The organism is Micromonospora sp. MA102 (assembly GCF_025460765.1).
Taxonomy (GTDB): Bacteria; Actinomycetota; Actinomycetes; order Mycobacteriales; family Micromonosporaceae; genus Micromonospora; species Micromonospora halotolerans.
The window spans coordinates 255,471-272,657 of the sequence record NZ_JAMWEG010000004.1; the positions used below are offsets into that span (position 1 = coordinate 255,471).

The 17,187-nt window shown below is 73.9% G+C and carries 12 protein-coding genes; 4 read left to right on the forward strand and 8 right to left on the reverse strand.

Annotated features, from left to right (window positions below):
* Window positions 1-10: 10 nt before the first annotated feature.
* A complete protein-coding gene (locus NFX44_RS11020) occupies window positions 11-1,603 on the reverse strand; it encodes an ABC transporter permease (protein WP_262283402.1) in 1,593 nt (530 codons plus the stop codon).
* Window positions 1,600-2,502, reverse strand: coding sequence for an ABC transporter ATP-binding protein (locus tag NFX44_RS11025; protein WP_262283403.1), 903 nt, complete (start codon window positions 2,500-2,502; stop codon window positions 1,600-1,602). Before NFX44_RS11025 ends, NFX44_RS11020 begins: the two co-directional genes overlap by 4 nt.
* A 67-nt stretch (window positions 2,503-2,569) precedes the next feature.
* Between NFX44_RS11025 and NFX44_RS11030 the strand changes: the two genes are divergently transcribed.
* Window positions 2,570-3,097 carry a GbsR/MarR family transcriptional regulator gene (locus tag NFX44_RS11030; RefSeq protein WP_262283404.1) on the forward strand — a complete coding sequence of 176 codons (528 nt, stop codon included), beginning with the start codon at window positions 2,570-2,572 and terminating at the stop codon, window positions 3,095-3,097.
* Window positions 3,098-3,101: 4 nt separating this feature from the next.
* Here NFX44_RS11030 and NFX44_RS11035 read toward each other — a convergent pair whose 3' ends face one another.
* Together NFX44_RS11035 and NFX44_RS11040 are read right to left on the reverse strand one after the other, a co-directional pair.
* Complete coding sequence (locus NFX44_RS11035) at window positions 3,102-3,659, reverse strand: two-component system response regulator (RefSeq protein WP_262283405.1); 558 nt, start codon at window positions 3,657-3,659, stop codon at window positions 3,102-3,104.
* A complete protein-coding gene (locus tag NFX44_RS11040) occupies window positions 3,656-7,456 on the reverse strand; it encodes a HAMP domain-containing protein (RefSeq protein ID WP_262283569.1) in 3,801 nt (1,266 codons plus the stop codon). Before NFX44_RS11040 ends, NFX44_RS11035 begins: the two co-directional genes overlap by 4 nt.
* Before the next feature lie 181 nt (window positions 7,457-7,637).
* On the opposite strand from NFX44_RS11040, the gene NFX44_RS11045 reads away from it, so the two are divergent.
* Entirely contained in the window at window positions 7,638-9,701 is a 2,064-nt protein-coding gene (locus NFX44_RS11045) for a SpoIIE family protein phosphatase (RefSeq protein WP_262283406.1), read from the forward strand.
* A 32-nt stretch (window positions 9,702-9,733) separates the two neighbouring features.
* On the opposite strand, the gene NFX44_RS11050 is transcribed toward NFX44_RS11045, so the two are convergent.
* Window positions 9,734-11,161, reverse strand: coding sequence for an FAD-binding oxidoreductase (locus tag NFX44_RS11050; protein WP_262283407.1), 1,428 nt, complete (start codon window positions 11,159-11,161; stop codon window positions 9,734-9,736).
* 100 nt (window positions 11,162-11,261) lie between these two features.
* Here NFX44_RS11050 and NFX44_RS11055 point away from each other — a divergent pair, with 100 nt between their 5' ends.
* Window positions 11,262-13,358, forward strand: a complete 2,097-nt coding sequence (locus tag NFX44_RS11055) for a S9 family peptidase (RefSeq protein WP_262283408.1) — start codon at window positions 11,262-11,264, stop codon at window positions 13,356-13,358.
* A 30-nt stretch (window positions 13,359-13,388) separates the two neighbouring features.
* Here the strand turns inward: NFX44_RS11055 and NFX44_RS11060 are convergent, their stop codons facing one another.
* On the reverse strand, window positions 13,389-14,330 hold the full coding sequence (locus tag NFX44_RS11060) for a threonine/serine dehydratase (RefSeq protein ID WP_262283409.1): 942 nt from the start codon (window positions 14,328-14,330) through the stop codon (window positions 13,389-13,391).
* Window positions 14,331-14,393: 63 nt separating this feature from the next.
* Between NFX44_RS11060 and NFX44_RS11065 the strand changes: the two genes are divergently transcribed.
* Complete coding sequence (locus NFX44_RS11065) at window positions 14,394-14,558, forward strand: hypothetical protein (RefSeq protein ID WP_262283410.1); 165 nt, start codon at window positions 14,394-14,396, stop codon at window positions 14,556-14,558.
* A gap of 1 nt (window position 14,559) precedes the next feature.
* Here the strand turns inward: NFX44_RS11065 and NFX44_RS11070 are convergent, their stop codons facing one another.
* Both NFX44_RS11070 and NFX44_RS11075 read right to left on the reverse strand, forming a co-directional pair.
* The gene (locus NFX44_RS11070) at window positions 14,560-16,677 is read right to left on the reverse strand and encodes a bifunctional polysaccharide deacetylase/glycosyltransferase family 2 protein (RefSeq protein ID WP_262283411.1); all 2,118 of its coding nucleotides are present in this window, start codon (window positions 16,675-16,677) and stop codon (window positions 14,560-14,562) included.
* Window positions 16,678-16,679: 2 nt separating this feature from the next.
* The gene (locus NFX44_RS11075) at window positions 16,680-17,096 is read right to left on the reverse strand and encodes a hypothetical protein (RefSeq protein ID WP_262283412.1); all 417 of its coding nucleotides are present in this window, start codon (window positions 17,094-17,096) and stop codon (window positions 16,680-16,682) included.
* Window positions 17,097-17,187 lie beyond the last annotated feature (91 nt).

Below are 17,187 nucleotides of genomic sequence, written 5' to 3' on the forward strand. Positions count from 1 at the left end.
GGGTCGAGGGTCAGGTGACCGGGACGTCGCGGCGGCGGAAGGCCGTCAGACCCGTTGCCGTCAGGGCCAGCGCCACGGCGGCCAGCGCCCAGAGCGGGGTGGCGCTCCAGGTGTCGCGGAGGACCTGGGGGGTGTGCGTGAACGGGGACAGGTCCAGCAGCCACTGGTCGAGTTCGAGCACCGCGCCGAGCTGGCCGAGCAGCACGCAGACCGCCAGCACCGCCCAGGACACCGAAGCGAGCCGGGGCAGCAGGCCGTAGAGCAGCACGGCGAGCCCGGCCAGCACCCAGGCGGCGGGCGCGTGGGCCAGCCCGGCACCGAGCATCCGGGGCAGCTCCCGCGGCACGTCGTGCACGCTCAGCCCGTACGTGAGCCCGGTGGCCAGGCCGGTCACGGCGAGCACCACGGCCGGGCCGACCAGCGCGAACACCACGTGCGACAGCAGCCAGGTGGAGCGGTGCGCGCCGGTGGCGAGCACCGGTTCGGCGTGCCCGGCGGACTCCTCGGCACGCATCCGCAGCGCGGCCTGGATGCCGTAGCCCGCGGCCGCCAGCCCGGCCAGGCTGAGCGTGGCACCGAGATAGGCGTCGGCCAGGCCGGAGGCCCCGCCGATCCGGGCCATGATCTGCTCCAGCTCCCGGTTCCCCTCGACCGAGCGGCCGGCCGCCTGCGCGGCGCCGCCGAGGATCAGCCCGAGCAGGCCGAAGCCGACCGACCACCAGAGGATCTGCCCCCGGTGCAGCCGCCAGGCCAGCCCGAACGGGCCGGCGAGCCCCCGGCCGGCGGCGGCCGGCCCGAGCCGGGGCGGCAGCACCCCCGCACCCAGGTCGCGGCGCACCGAGACCGGGTACGCGACCGCGGCGAGCAGCGCCGACGCGACCAGCGGCAGCGCCAGCACCCACCAGCGTTCCCCCTCGAACGGCCGGATCCGGGGCGCCCAGCCCAGCGGGGAGAGCCAGCTCGGCCAGTCGTTCGCGGCGGTGTCCCCCACCATCCGCAGCGCGAAGGAGGCGCCGAGAACGGCGATCCCGATGCCCCGGGCCCCGCCCGCGGTCTCGGTGAGCTGGGCGGTCAGTCCGCCGAGGGTGGCGAAGACCACGCCGGTGAGAGCCGTGCCGAGGCCGTACGCGTACGAGCCGGCGGCGGAGAGCCCGGTGGACGCCAGGCCGGCCGCGGTGAGCAGGCCGAGCAGCACGTCGGCCGCGTACGTGACGAGCAGCGCGGCGGTCAGCCCGGCGTGCCGGCCCAGCACCCCGCCGCCGAGCAGCTCCCGCCGGCCGGCCTCCTCCTCGACGCGGGTGTGCCGGACGACGGTCAGCAGGCTGGCCAGCGCCACGATGACCAGCAGGAAGCCGCCACGCTGGGCGGTCAGCGCGCCGACACTGTCCCCGTAGATCGGGCCGAGCAGCGCGATGATCGAGGGGTTGCGGGCGGTCCCGGTGACGTACGCGGCCCGCTCGGCGTCGGTCGGGAACAGCTCGAAGAAGCTGGTCGCGTAGGTCGTCGGCAGCACGGCGAGCAACAGCACCCAGAGCGGGAGCACGAGACGGTCCCGGCGCAGCACGAGCCGGGCCAGCTGCCAGGTTCCGGTGAGGGTGCTCATCGGGTCAGCTCCTCGGGGACCGCCTCGTAGTGCCGCAGGAACAGCTCCTCCAGCGTCGGCGGCGTGCTGACCAGGCTGCGGACGCCCAGCTCGGTGAGGCGCCGCAGCGCGACGTCCAGCGCGGCGGTGTCCACGTCGAACCGCACGCGGTTGCCGTCCACCCGCAGGTCGTGCACGCCGGGCAGGTCGGCAAGCCCGTCCAGCGGGGCGGTCACCTCGGCGTCGATCGAGGTGCGGTGCAGGTGGCGCAGCTCGGTGAGGGTGCCGGACTCGACGGCCCGGCCGTTCCGGATGATCGTCACCCGGTCGCAGAGCGCCTCCACCTCGGCCAGGATGTGGCTGGAGAGCAGCACGGTGCGGCCGTCCTGCTTGGCCCGGCGTACCCAGTGCTGGAAGACCTCCTCCATGAGCGGGTCGAGCCCGGAGGTCGGCTCGTCGAGGATGAGCAGCTCGACGTCGGACGCGAGCGCGGCCACCAGGCCGACCTTCTGCCGGTTGCCCTTGGAGTAGGCGCGGCCCTTCTTGCGCGGGTCCAGCTCAAAGGATTCCAGCAGCTCGGCCCGGCGCTTCGGGTCGAGCCCGCCGCGCAGCCGGCCGAGCAGGTCGATCACTTCGCCGCCGCTCAGGTTGGGCCAGAGGGTGACGTCACCGGGAACGTACGCGAGCCGGCGGTGCAGGGCGACGGCGTCCCGCCAGGGGTCGCCGCCGAGCAGCCGGACGGCCCCCGCGTCCGCCCGCAGCAGACCGAGCAGCACCCGGATGGTGGTCGACTTGCCGGAGCCGTTGGGGCCCAGGAAGCCGTGCACCTCGCCGGCGCGGACGGTCAGGTCGAGTCCGTCGAGCGCTCGGGTCCGGCCGAAGGTCTTCACCAGGCCGGACACTTCAATGGGAGTTTCCATACTTCGGAAGCTACGCTCGTTTCACAAACTTGTGAAGACAGTGAGATCTGAGAGACGATCGGATGCGATGAGCACGGAGGAGACGATGTCGATGACCCAGTCGCCCCGCCCGGACGAGGAAGAGGTCCACCGCTTCGTGGAACGGATGGCGATGGCCTTCGCGGACGTCGGCTTCCCCCGGATGGCCGGCCGGGTGCTCTTCACCGTGATGAGCGCGGACGAGCCGCTCACGGCCGGCGAGATCGCCGAGCGGCTGGGGGTCAGCGCGGCCGCCGTGTCCGGCGCCGTGCGCTACCTGACCCAGTTCGCCATGCTGGTCCGCGAGCCGGTCAAGGGCTCCCGGCGCGACCGCTACCGGATGCCGGTCAACCCCTGGTACGAGGCCACCATCACCAAGACGAACCTCTACAAGAACTTCATCGACATCGCCGGCGGTGGGGTGGAGGCGCTGCGGGGGCGAAGCACCCCGGCCGGCGAGCGGGTGGCCGAGATGCGGGACTTCTTCCTCTTCGTCCAGGAGGAGGTCGACGCGCTCGGCGAACGGTGGCGGGCCCGGCGCGCCGCGACGGGACACGGCGACCGGGCGGACGCCTGAACGCTCAGGTGTTGTTGCCCCAGCGGGCCTGCTCCAGCAGGTCCACCGCACGCTCCCGGGACTCCGCGTCGTCGTCGGCGCGCAGCAGCGAGGTCGCCTCGTCCACCGCGTCGGTGAGCACCCGCCACTGGGCGTCGCGCTCCCGCACCAGATCCGACTGGGCGGCGAGCTGCCGCGTCTTCACCCACAGCTCGACGAAGACCGACACCTTCGCCCGCAGCACCCACGGGTCGAAGGGCTTGGTCAGGTAGTCGACCGCGCCGACCGCGTAGCCCCGCAGGGCGAGCTGGGCGTCCTTGTCCGCGGCGGTGAGGAAGATGATCGGCACGTGCCGGGTGCGCTCCCGCCGCTTGATGTGCGTGGCGGTCTCGAAACCGTCCATGTCCGGCATCTGCGCGTCCAGCAGGATCACCGCGAAGTCGTCCACGAGGAGCTGCTTGAGCGCCGCCTCGCCGCTCTCCACGGCGACCGACTGCACCGGAAGCCCCTGGAGGATCGCCTCCAGGGCCATCAGGTTCTCCCGCCGGTCGTCCACCAGCAGCGCCTTGGCCATCTGGGTCACGGAGTCTCCTCGCCTCGGCTCCGGCCGATCCAGGACGCCATCAGCTCGATCAGCTCGTCCAGGTCCACCGGCTTGGTGATGTAGTCGCTACCTCCGGCCGCGATCGCCGACTCCCGGTCACCGGGCATCGCCTTCGCGGTCAGGAACACGATCGGCAGGTCCGCGAACCGATGGTTGCGCCGGATCTGCGCGGTCGTCTCGTAGCCGTCCTGGTCCGGCATCATCGCGTCCATCAGCACGATGTCCACCTCCGGATGCTCGGCCAGTTGGCGGACGCCGTCCGCCCCGTTGTCCGAGTACAACACGGTCATACCGTGGAGTTCCAACGCGGAGGTCAGCGCGAACACGTTCCGGACGTCGTCGTCGATGATCAGAACGGTCACGCCCTCCAGCCGGCGGGTGGCCGGAGTCTCCTGCGGCTGCGGCAGCTCCATGGGCATGAGCAGGGACGACGGCAGGCCCGCGCGCTGCGGCGAGGGCGGCGCGGGCGCCACCACCGCGTCCGGCGCCAGCACATCCGGTACGAAGAGAGTGAACGTCGACCCCTGCCCGGGCGCGGAGGACACGGTGATCGTGCCGCCGAGCAGGCGGGCCAGGTCGCGGCTGATCGACAGGCCCAGGCCGGTGCCGCCGTAGCGCCGGCTCGTGGTGCCGTCGGCCTGCTGGAACGCCTCGAAGATCAGCGAGAGCTTGTCGTCCGAGATGCCGATGCCCGTGTCGATCACCGTGAACGCGATGACCTGCCGGGCGTTGGTCAGCGCCGGCACGTCGAAGACCGCGTTCTCGGCGGCCGGCGCGATGCGCAGGGTGACCGCGCCGTTGTCGGTGAACTTCACGGCGTTGGAGAGCAGGTTGCGCAGGATCTGCTGGAGCCGCTGGGCGTCGGTGACCAGCGCCGGCGACAGGTCCTTGCTGATCCGCACCTGGAAGTCGAGGCCCTTGTCCTCGGCCTGCGGCGCGAACGCCTGCTCGACGTAGCCGCGGATCTCCGAGAAGTGGATCTCGGTCGGCTCCACGTCCATCCGGCCCGCCTCGATCTTGGACAGGTCGAGGATGTCGTCGATCAGCGAGAGCAGGTCCGATCCGGCGCTGTGGATGGTCCGGGCGAACTCGATCTGCTTGGCGCTCAGGTTCTGCTCCGGGTTCTCGGCGAGCAGCCGGGCCAGCAGGAGCAGCGAGTTCAACGGCGTGCGCAGCTCGTGGCTCATGTTGGCCAGGAACTCCGACTTGTACGCCGAGGCCCGGGTGAGCTGCTGCGCCTTCTCCTCCAGGCCCAGCCGGGCCAGCTCGATCTCCCGGTTCTGCGTCTCGATGTTCGTCTTCTGCTCGGAGAGCAGCTTCGCCTTGTCCTCCAGCTCGGCGTTGGTGCGCTGGAGCTCCGCCGACTGCTCCTGCATCTCGTGCGCCAGCCGCTGCGACTGCGCGAGCAGCTCCTCCGTACGCCGGTTGGCCTGGATGGTGTTGACCGCGACGCCGATGGTGAGCACGAGCCGCTCCAGGAACGCCAGGTGCAGCTCGGAGAAGGTGGTCACGCCGGCGAACTCGATCACGCCGAGCAGCTCGCCCTCGAAGAGGACCGGCAGCACCACGAGGTCGGCCGGGGGCGTCTCGGCCAGGCCGGACCGGAGCACCAGGTGCCCGTCGGGCTGGGTGTTGACCCGGATGGTCCGCCGGGACAGGGCGGCCTGCCCGACCAACCCCTCGCCCGGCCCGAAGGTCACGTCGTGCCCGCGGGCGACGTATCCGTAGGAGGCGGTGAGCCGCAGCCGCATGCTGCCGTCGGAGCTGTCCGCCAGGAAGAACGCGCCGAGCTGCGCGTCGACCAGCGGGGTCACCTCCATCATGATCATGCGGCAGACCTCGCCGAGGTCCCGCTGGCCCTGGAGCAGGCCGCCGATGCGGGCCAGGTTCGAGTCGAGCCAGCCCTGCTCGGCGTTCTTCTTGGTCGTCTCCCGGAGGGTGACGATCATCTGGTTGATGTTGTCCTTCAGCTCGGCGACCTCGCCCTGCGCCTTCACGCTGATCCGCTGGGTCAGGTCGCCGCGGGTCACCGACGTGGAGACCTGGGAGATCGCCCGGAGCTGGGTGGTCAGGGTCGAGGCGAGCTGGTTGACGTTCTCGGTGAGGTCGCGCCAGGTGCCGCTGACCCCCTTCACCTGGGCCTGACCGCCCAGCTTGCCCTCGATGCCGACCTCGCGGGCCACCCGCGTGACCTCGTCGGCGAACGAGGAGAGCTGGTCGACCATCGTGTTGACGGTGTTCTTCAGCTCCAGGATCTCGCCCTGCGCGTCCACCGTGATCTTCTGACCCAGGTCACCCTTGGCCACGGCCGTGGTGACCGAGGCGATGTTCCGCACCTGGCTGGTCAGGTTCGACGCCATCGAGTTCACGTTGTCGGTCAGGTCGCGCCAGGTGCCGCTCACGCCCTTCACCTGCGCCTGGCCGCCCAGCTTGCCCTCGGTGCCCACCTCGCGGGCCACCCGGGTCACCTCGTCGGCGAACGACGACAGCTGGTCCACCATCGTGTTCACGGTGTTCTTCAGCTCCAGGATCTCGCCCTGCGCGTCCACCGTGATCTTCTGCGAGAGGTCGCCCTTCGCCACCGCCGTGGACACCTGCGAGATGTTCCGCACCTGGCTGGTCAGGTTGCCGGCGAGCTGGTTCACGTTCTCGGTCAGGTCGCGCCAGGTGCCGGAGACCCCGCGCACCTGGGCCTGACCGCCCAGCTTGCCCTCGATGCCCACCTCGCGGGCCACCCGGGTCACCTCGTCCGCGAACGACGACAGCTGGTCCACCATCGTGTTCACGGTGTCCTTCAGCTCCAGGATCTCGCCCTGGGCGGCCACGGTGATCTTCTGGGAGAGGTCGCCGCGGGCCACCGCCGTGGAGACCTGGGCGATGTTGCGGACCTGGCTGGTCAGGTTCGACGCCATCGAGTTGACGCTGTCGGTCAGGTCCTTCCAGGTGCCGGCCACGTTCGGCACGTCCGCCTGGCCGCCGAGCTTGCCCTCGGTGCCCACCTCGCGGGCCACCCGGGTCACCTGCTCGGCGAAGAGCCGCAGCGTGTCGGTGAGGGAGTTCATCGTGTCGGCCAGCTCGGCCACCTCGCCGCGCGCGCCCACCGTGATCTTCTGCGACAGGTCGCCCTTCGCCACCGCCGTCGCCACCTGGGAGATCGACCGCACCTGACCGGTGAGGTTCGACGCCATGGTGTTCACCGAGTCGGTGAGGTCCTTCCAGGTGCCGGCCACGCCCCGGACGTCCGCCTGGCCGCCCAGCTTGCCCTCGGTGCCCACCTCGCGGGCCACCCGGGTCACCTCGTCGGCGAACGACGACAGCTGGTCCACCATCGTGTTCACGGTCCGGCCGATGCGCAGGTACTCACCGCGCAGCGGCCGCCCGTCGATCTCCAGCGCCATGTGCTGGGACAGGTCGCCGTCGGCCACCGCCACGATCACCCGGGCGATCTCCGTGGTCGGGCGGCCCAGGTCGTCGATCAGCGAGTTGACCGCCCGCTGCCCCTCCGCCCACGAGCCGTCCAGGCCCTCGTCGTCGAGCCGCTCGGTGAGCCGGCCGTCGCGACCGACCACCCGACTGATCCGGCGCAGGTCCAGATGCTGCCGCTCCTGCAGCGACACCACGTCGTTGAAGGAGTCCGCCACCTCGCCGGCCAGACCGGCCCGTCGGGGCAGCCGGACCCGGAGGTCACCGCGACGGACCCGTCGCAGCGCCTCCACCAGCTCACCGAGGAGCACCTCGTGGTCGTCCCCGGCTACCGATTGTTTCGCCGTGGTCATCAGTTCCTCGCTCAGCTCGGGGGCCATCAGGCTCGTGCCGACACGCGGCCATCCCACCATTCTGCCGCGTGTCACGTCGAGGCCACGGGCTCCGGGCGCCCGCCACGCCCGATCTGTCCCCCACCGACCGGATCGGCGGACCCGCTTGGCACCCGGGGCGGCGGCGGTGGAGGATACGGAGGTGCCAGCGGAGACGGGGCCGGCGATGAACGGCGGCTCGGACGAACACGTCCGGCGGGTCCGCCTCCCCGCGGACCGGCGCACACCCGCGGCGGCCCGGGCGCTGGTGCGGTCCGTGCTCGCCGAGGCGGACCTGGACGAGCTGCTCAACGAGGCGCTGCTGCTGACCACCGAACTCACCACGAACGCGGTGGAGCACGCGCGCACCGAACTGGACATCGAGGTCGAAGCCGACCCGGCGGGGCTCACCGTCACGGTCACCGACTTCGCCTCCGGCCCGGTCGACGAGCTGATGATCGGCGTCCGGAACACCACCTCCGACATCACCGAGGTCGCCGAGCGCGGGCGTGGGCTGCTGCTGGTCGACCACTTCGCCAGCCGGTGGGGCACCACCTACCTGCCCACCGGGAAGGGCGTCTGGTTCCGGCTCGACCGGCCCGGCCTCGGTGCGGCCAGCCGGCCGGCCGAGACCCGCGCCACACTCGCGGCCACCGAGCCGGCCGACGGTGGCACCCCGAGCGCCGCCGCGATGAGCGAGCTGATGCAGACCACCCCCGACCCGTACGCGGACGACCCGCTGCCCGAGTTCGCCGCCGGGCTGCTCACCCGGGTCGCCGAGATGGTCGGCGCGGCCGGCGGTGTGGTGCGGCTGGACCGTGGCGACGGGCAGGGCCGCCAGGTGCTCGCCCGCTACGGCCGGCAACCCCGGGAGGGCAACGAGCTGCTCCGCGTCCCGCTCGCCGTGCACCGCCCGTACGCCGGGGAGTTGGAGCTGGACGCGGCGCCCTCCGCGTACGCCCGGCCCCTCGCGGTGCTCGCCGCCGAACGGCTCTCCCTGCACCTGGAGAACGACCGGCTGCGCCGCGCCGACGTCCGCCGGTCGGCCTGGCTGACCTTCCTGGCCGAGGCCAGCGAGCTGCTCGCCCAGTCGTTGGACGTCGAGCTGACCATGGCGCTCGTCCCTCAGCTCGTGGTGCCCCGGCTCGGCCAGTGGTGCGCGGTGCACACCAGCGACGAGTGGGGGCGGCTGCGGCTCGCCGCCGCCAGCCACGCCGACGAGTCGGTGCTGCCGCAGCTGCACCGGGTGCTCCAGGAGACCGGGCCCGACTCGATCCAGGCCCGGCTGCGGGAGGCGTCCCGCAGCGCCGCGCAGGTGCCGCTGAGCGGGCCGATGGAGGGCTTCGCCGTACCCCTGATCGCCCGCGGGCAGCGGCTCGGCACCCTGGCCGTGGGCCGCCACCAGCGGCACCGGCACGACCCCGACGAGGTCTCGGTGCTGGAGGACGTGGCCCGGCGGGCCGCCCTGGCCATCGAGAACGCCCGGATCCACGCCGAGCGCCGGCGCGTCGCGCAGACCCTCCAGCAGTCGCTGCTGCCGCCCGTGCTTCCGGTGGTCGAGGGCATCGGCTTCGCCGCCGAGTACGTCCCGACCGGCGACGACGCCGAGGTCGGCGGCGACTTCTACGACGTGGTGCCACTGTCGGACGGCCGGTGGCTCGTGGTGATCGGCGACGTCTCCGGCAAGGGCGTCCAGGCGGCGGCCGTGACCGGGCTGGTCCGGGACGTGATCCGGGTGCTGGTCGGCGACGGCAAGCCGCTGCCGGAGGTGCTCGGCCGGCTCAACGAGACGCTTGTCGAGCGGGGTGGCGGCCGCTACTGCACGCTGGCGCTGGCGGCGGTCGGTCCCGGCGACGGCGACCAGCTCGACGTCTCCCTGCACCTGGCCGGGCACGACCGGCCGGTCCTGCTGCACGGCGGCGGCGGTGCGGGCTTCGTCGGCACCGGCGGCACGGCGCTCGGGCTGCTCGACGCGATCGCCACCCCGACCGCCGAGATCGCGCTGAAGCCGGGCGACGCGCTGATCTTCTACACGGACGGGGTCACCGAGCGGCGGCGCGGCCGGGAACTGTTCGGCACCGACCGCCTGCGCGAGGCCGCCGCACCCCTGGCCGGCTACTCGGCCGACGTGGTCGCCGCCCGCCTCCGCGCCACCACCATCGCCTTCAGCGTCGAACCCCCACGCGACGACATAGCGGTCCTGGTCCTCCGCAACGACGCCCTGTAACCCCGCCCCGTCCCCGACGCCGGCGGGCGGGGTTACAGGCCGCCCGGGAGGCGGCCGGGGGACAGGCGGTGGTGCGGGTCCAGGTGGGCCTTGGCCGTGCGGAGGCGCGGCAGGGTGGGCAGCTCGCCCCAGAGGTCGACGGCCCGGCGGACCGGCGCGGGAGCGGAGACCACCACGCAGCGGCCCTGGCGGGCGAGGAGCACCCCCCGGACGGCGGCGAGGATCGAGGCCACCCGCTCGGGCGGCAGCGAACCGGGCAGCGCGGCGTGCACGGCGCCGATCCCGGCCGAGCCGCGGACCGGCACCGGGGTGCCGGCCGCGTCGCGCAGCGCGTAGACGGCGGCGTGCAGGTCGTTGATCGGCACCTCGATCCGCAGGGCGGTGTCGCCGGGCGCGAACGGGTAGCGGCCCCACCACTCGGGGGCGGCGTGGTTGACCACGGCCTCGGGGCCGAGCAGCGCGGCGAGCCGGTCGGCGCGCTCCGCCACGTCGGCGGGGCCGCCTTCCAGGAGCACCACCAGGCTGCCCGCGGCGGCCGGCCGCCCCGGACGCCCGGTCACCGCCGGATGGTCGGGCCGGTTGGCCACGGACGGGTGGGAGACGGGGATCCGCCGGCGCGGCAGCGACACGGGCACCGGCAGGTCCAGCTCGACGGCCGCCGGGTCGAGCCGGGCGGCGAGCACCGCCCGGACCAGGTCGTGCACCTCCAGCGGGGTCCACACGGGACGGGACACCCAGACCCGGCCGGCCGGCACGGCCTGCACCCGCATGGTGGCCGAGACCAGCACCCCGAGGCCGCCCTGCGAGCCGCAGAGCAGCCGGGCCACGTCGAGCCCCGGCACCTCGGCCGCGCCGAACAGCGCCGCCGCGCCGCCCCGCGCCGGCCCGGCCCGGCCGAGCAGCACGGTGCCCGGCTCCCCCACGCTGACCAGTTCGCCGTCGGCGTCGAGGTAGCGCACCCCGACGAGCTGGGCGCACGGGCTGCCGTGCCGGTGGCGCAGCGGGCCGGACTCGTCGGCGGCCAGCACCCCGCCGAGGGTCGCCCCCGGGGAGGGCGCGTCGACGGGGAGGCGCCGGCCGCTGCGCTCCAGAGTGGCCTGGACGGCCCGCAGCGGCGTGCCGGCGCCGATCTCGGCCACCGCGGAGGCCTGCGGCTCGTGCCACACCCCGGCCAGCCGGCCGGTGTCGAGCATGATGTCCACCTGCTCCGGCGCGGCGCCCCAGTCGATCTTCGTGCCGGCGCCGCGGGGCACCACGGTCAGGTCGTGCGCCGCGGCCAGCCGGAGCACCTCGGCCGCGGCGTGCGGGCCGCCCGGCACCGCGACCCAGCGGGCCGTCCGGCCGGCCACCTCGTCGGCCGGGCCGGCGAAGCGGGCGAACGGCGGGCCGCAGATCTCCGCCAGCTTCCGGGTGATCTCGAGGGCTCCGGGTCGGTCGGTGGAACGCGCTGCAGCCGCCATGGCGGTTATCGTACACATGTTCGAACGCCGCGCCGGCGAGTCGCCGCACTTCGGCGGCGCGCGGACCTGAGGGCGGCCCACCGCCGGTAACGTGGCGCCCGTGACCACCGAAACCCCTGCGCCCGTCGCCAAGCGCGTTCCGGCCGAGCGGACCCACCACGGCGACACCGTCGTCGACGAGTACGCCTGGCTCGCCGCCAAGGACGACCCGGAGACGATCGCCTACCTGACCGCGGAGAACGCGTACACGGAGGCGCGCACCGCCCACCTGGCGGGGCTGCGCGCGGAGCTGTTCGAGGAGACCCGCCGGCGCACCCAGGAAACCGACCTGTCGGTGCCGACCCGCAAGGACGGCTACTGGTACTACACCCGCACGGTCGAGGGCCAGCAGTACGGCGTGCAGTGCCGCCGGGCCGTCCGCGACGGCGAGACCGCCCCGCCGGTCAGCGCGGACGGCGCCCCGCTCGACGGCGAGGAGGTGCTGCTCGACGGCAACCAGCTCGCCGAGGGGCACGACTTCTTCGCCCTCGGCGCGTTCGACGTCAGCCCGGACGGGCGCTGGCTGGCCTACTCCACCGACTTCTCCGGCGACGAGCGCTTCACCCTGCGGATCAAGGACCTCCAGACCGGCGAGGTGCGTCCCGACGAGATCCCGGACACCTTCTACGGCACGGCCTGGTCGAGCGACGCCTCGACGCTGTTCTACGTCACCGTCGACGACGCCTGGCGGCCGAACCGGGTCTGGCGGCACACCGTGGGCACCCCGTCGGCCGAGGACGTGGTGGTGCACCAGGAGGACGACGAGCGGTTCTGGGTGGGCGTCGAGCTGACCCGCTCCGAGCGCTTCGTGCTGATCGACATCCACAGCAAGATCACCAGCGAGGTACGGGTCATCCCGGCCGGCAACCCCACCGGCGAGCCGGCCGTCGTGGCGCCCCGGCGGCAGGGCGTCGAGTACGCGGTGGAGCACCACGGGCACCGCTTCCTGATCCTGCACAACGACGGTGCGGAGGACTTCGCGCTGGCGTACACCTCGGCGGACGCGCCGGGCGACTGGACGCCGCTGATCCCGCACACCCCCGGCACCCGGCTGGAGGCCGTCGACGCGTTCGAGAACCACCTGGTCGTCTCGCTGCGCAGCAACGGGCTGACCGGGCTGCGGGTGCTGCCGGTCGGCGGGGGCGACAGCTTCGACATCGACTTCCCCGAGCCGATCTACAGCGTCGGCCTCGACGCCAACCCGGAATACCGCACGGCCGAGGTGCGGCTGCGCTACACCTCGCTGGTCACCCCGGACTCGGTCTACGACTACGACCTGGTCACCCGGCAGATGGTGCTGCGCCGGCGGAAGCCGGTCCGGCCCGGCCCGGACGGGCGCGAGTACGACCCGGCCGACTACGAGCAGCACCGGGACTGGGCGCTCGCCGACGACGGCACCCGGGTGCCGATCTCGCTGGTGTGCCGCACGGGCACCCCGCACGACGGCTCCGCCCCCGCCGTCATCTACGGCTACGGGTCGTACGAGGCGAGCATGGACCCCTGGTTCTCGATCGCCCGGCTCAGCCTGCTCGACCGGGGCGTGATCTTCGCGGTGGCGCACATCCGCGGCGGCGGTGAGCTGGGCCGGCGCTGGTACGACGAGGGCAAGCTGCTGGCCAAGAAGAACACCTTCACCGACTTCGTGGCCTGCGCCCGGCACCTGGTCAAGGCCGGCTGGACGGCCAGCGACCGGCTGGTCGCCCGGGGCGCCTCGGCCGGCGGCCTGCTCATGGGCGCGGTGGCCAACCTGGCCCCGGACGCGTTCGCCGGCATCGTCGCGCAGGTGCCGTTCGTGGACGCGCTCACCTCGATCCTCGACCCGTCGCTGCCGCTGACGGTCACCGAGTGGGAGGAGTGGGGCAACCCGCTCGACGACCCCGAGGTCTACGAGTACATGAAGTCGTACACGCCGTACGAGAACGTGGCCGCGGTGGACTACCCGGCGATCCTCGCGGTGACCAGCCTCAACGACACCCGGGTGCTCTACCACGAGCCGGCCAAGTGGATCGCGCGGCTGCGGGCGGTCGCCCCGCAGGGCGACTACCTGCTGAAGACCGAGATGGGCGCCGGCCACGGCGGCCCCAGCGGCCGGTACGACGCCTGGCGCGAGGAGGCGTTCGTCAACGCCTGGACCCTCGACCGGCTGGGCCGCGCCTGACCCGCCGGGCTGGGGGGCGGCGCCCGCCCCTCAGCCCAGCAGCGGGGCCAGCACGTGCGGGTCGGCGTTGCCGCCGGTGACCACCGCGACGGTACGCCCCGGCGGCAGCTCGTCGCGGTGGAAGAGCCGGGCGGCCAGCGCGACCGCGCCGCTCGGCTCGGCCACCAGCCGGGCCTCCCGGAGCAGCCGCCCGGTCGCCGCGAGGATCTCGTCCTCGGTGACCGTGACGATGCCGTCGAGCCGGTCCCGCAGGTGGGCCAGGGTCAGCTCGGACAGGTTGGTGCGCAGGCCGTCCGCGCAGGTCCGGTAGGTGCGTTCGACCTCCCACACCACCACCTGCCCGGCGGCCAGGGAGTCGCGGGCGTCGGCGGCGAGCAGCGGCTGCACCCCGATCACCGCGGCCGACGGGCGCAGCGCCTTGACCGCCGTGGCCACGCCCGAGGCGAGCCCGCCGCCACCCACCGGCACGAGCACCACGTCCACGTCGGGCAGGTCGGCGACGATCTCCAGGCCGACGGTGCCCTGGCCGGCGATGATCCACGGATGGTCGAACGGCGGCACGAGCGCGGCCCCGGTGTCGGCGACGATCCGCTCGGCCTCGGCGAGCCGGCGGGCCGGCGGCACGAGCCGCACGTCCGCGCCGAGCGCGCGCATCCGGTCCACCTTGATCCGCGGCGCGCCCTCGGGGACGACCACGGTGCACGGCACGCCGAACGCCCGGGCCGCGTACGCCAGGGCCTGCCCGTGGTTGCCGGAGGAATGGGTCACCACGCCTCGGGACCGGGCGGCGGGGTCCAGCCGGGCCACCGCGTGGGTCGCCCCCCGCAGCTTGAACGAGCCGACCGGTTGCAGGCTCTCCGGCTTGAGCCACAGCTCGTCGTCCCAGAGCGTCGGCAGCAGCGGGGTGCGCACCACGGTGCCCGCGACGTCCTCGGCGGCGGCCCGGACGTCGGCGATCGAGACCAGCTCCATCGCACCATCCTGCCGCGCCGTGGGACCGGGCGCCGCCCCGCGCCGGCCGCCTAGACTGCCCGGGTGAGCGAGGACGAGCAGCGGGCGGAGGGCGGGCCGGGACCGGCCCGGCGCGCACCGGTCTGGCTGATCCTCGGTGTGGTCGCCTCCGCCCTGGTGGTCTGCTGCTGCTCGGCGCTGATCGGCGTGGCCGTCGCCTGGTCCGCCGGGCTGTTCGACCCGCGCTGACTCAGCGGACCGGGGCCCCGCCGACCAGCGCCGCCGCCTCCCCGGTGCGGACCATCCGCTGCCAGCGCAGCCGGTTGCCGACCACCGCGGTCACCACCGACTGCACCACCACGAGGTACATCACCTGCCGGTAGACGAGCTGCTGCAGCGGCAGCGTCCAGAGCGGGCCGAACCGCTCCCGGTCCAGGCGCAGCGCGTACGCGGCGGTGCCGCCCTGGAGCAGGAGCAGGCCCAGCCAGGCCAGCGCCAGCTCGGACCAGGGCAGGAAGAGCAGCCCGTAGAGGGCGAAGATATCGACGGCCGGCGCGGCCAGCGGCAGCACGATCTGGAACACGGCCAGGTAGGGCAGGCCGCGCCGGCCCAGCTTCCCGCCGGCGCCCGGCTCGCGCAGCGCGTGGCGGTGCTTCCACATGGCCTGCATGGTCCCGTAGCACCAGCGGTAGCGCTGCCGCCACAGCTGGCGCAGCGACGAGGGCGCTTCGGTCCAGGCGATGGCGCTCTCCTCGTACACCACCCGCCAGCCGGCCCGGAGCACCTTCATGGTGAGGTCGGTGTCCTCGGCGAGGGTGTCGGCGGGCACGCCGCCGACCCCGAACAGCACCTGGCGGCGGAACGCGCCGATCGCCCCCGGGATGGTGGGCATGCACTCCAGCATGTCGTACATCCGGCGGTCGAGGTTGAAGCCGATCACGTACTCCAGGTGCTGCCAGCGGCCGAGCAGCCGGCGCCGGTTGGCCACCTTGGTGTTGCCGCTGATCGCACCCACGGTCGGGTCGGCGAAGCCTTGGACCAGCCGGTACACGGTGTCCGGCTGGAAGACGGTGTCCCCGTCGACCAGCACCAGCAGGTCGGCCCGGGCGGCCCGGATGCCGGTGTTCAACGCGGCCGGCTTGCCGGCGTTGGCCTGCCGGATGACGCGTACCCCGCGCAGTCGCATCCGTTCGACGATGTCGGCCGTGCCGTCGCTGGAGCCGTCGTCCACCACGATGACCTCCAGCGCCGGGTACGCGCTGGCGACGAGGGACCGCACGGTGGCGGCGATGTTGGCGGCCTCGTTGTACGCCGGCACGATCACCGACACGGGCGCGACGACCTCGGGCAGCCGGTGGCGGGGCCGGCGTACCCGGCGGACGTGCCGCTGGGCGCAGACCACCTGCACGGCGAGGCGGACCACGCCGAGCACCAGGGCCACCGCGAGCAGCACGTTCATGGCCGAGGCCAGCCAGTCGGCGCCGGTCTGCGCCCCGCGCAGCGCGGTGCCGCTCAGTCGGGCGCCGGTGGTGGCCGGGACCATCGAGTCGGGCGCGCCGATCCCGGCGGAGACGGTGGTGAACCGGTAGCCCTGCGCGGCCAGCCGGGGCAGCATCTGGTCCAGGGCGGCCACGGTCTGGCCGCGGTCCCCGCCGCCGTCGTGCATCAGCACCACGGCGCCGGCGCCCCCGGCCGGGGTGGCGGCCCGCACGATGGCCGGCACGCCGGGCCGCTGCCAGTCCTTGGCGTCCCGGTCGGCGAGCACCGCCACGTGCCCGCTGCCGGCGGCCGCCCGCAGCGTCCGGTACTGGGCGTCGGTGACGGCGTCCGTGGTCGACGAGAAGGGCGGCCGGAACAGGGTCACCTCGCGGCCGGTCACCCCGGCGATCGCGTTGCGGGTCCAGGAGAGCTCGACGCCGGCGCGCCAGCCCGGCGCGGTGGTCAGGTCGGCGTGGGTGAAGGTGTGCGAGCCGATCTCGTGCCCCTCGGCGAGGATCCGCCGGACCAAGTCGGGGTGCTCGTCCACCCGCGCGCCGACCACGAAGAACGTGGCGTGGGCGTGGTGCCGGCGCAGCACGTCGAGGATCTGCGGCGTCCAGCGCGGGTCGGGGCCGTCGTCGAAGGTGAGCGCCAGGGTGCGCGCGGGCAGCCGCCGGCTGACCGGCGCGGGGCCGTCCAGCCGCAGCACCGGCCCGCCGGTGGCGACCGCGCGTGGTGGGGGCGAGGCGGGCGCCTGGTCCGGGCCGGCGCCGCCGCCGACGGCGCTGACCAGGCCGTGGAAGCTCAACGCGGCGAGCAGGGCGACGAGGCCCAGCAGGAGCAGCACCCAGTGTGCCCGGGGGTCGGGGCGGGCGACGTGTCGCGCCATGGTCAGGGCTTGCCCGGCCGGCTCGGCCGGGCGCTGTTGCGCCGCTCGTCGCCCTGTCCGGGCACGCTGGTGGTGGGGTGGGGCGTCGCCGAGGTGGCGGCCCGGGTGGGAGCGGTCGTGCGGCTGGCGGCCGGCGCGGGCGCCGACGGGCTGGTGCTGGTCACCGACGGGGGCCGTGGGCTCGGGCTGGTCGGCTTCCCGCCCCGCGGCGGAGCGTCGACTCCGGCCTCGATCGGCGGCGGTTTGTCGGACCAGCCGGGCAGCGGCACCGACGAGTCGAAGAACAGCCCGGCCAGGATCAGGCCGAAGCTGGTGAGCAGGCCGAGGCCCATCGCCACGCCGGCGATCACGGTCAGCCGGCGGCGCCGGCCGGTCCGGTCGACGAACACCGGCGGCGCGGCGCCCGGCTGGTTCGGCATGGTACTGGTCTCCCGCTGTCGCTCCCGCCGGCCCGGTACGCCGGCTCGGGAGGCCATCCCGGCCTCCCGAGGCAAACAGCGCCGGTGGCAC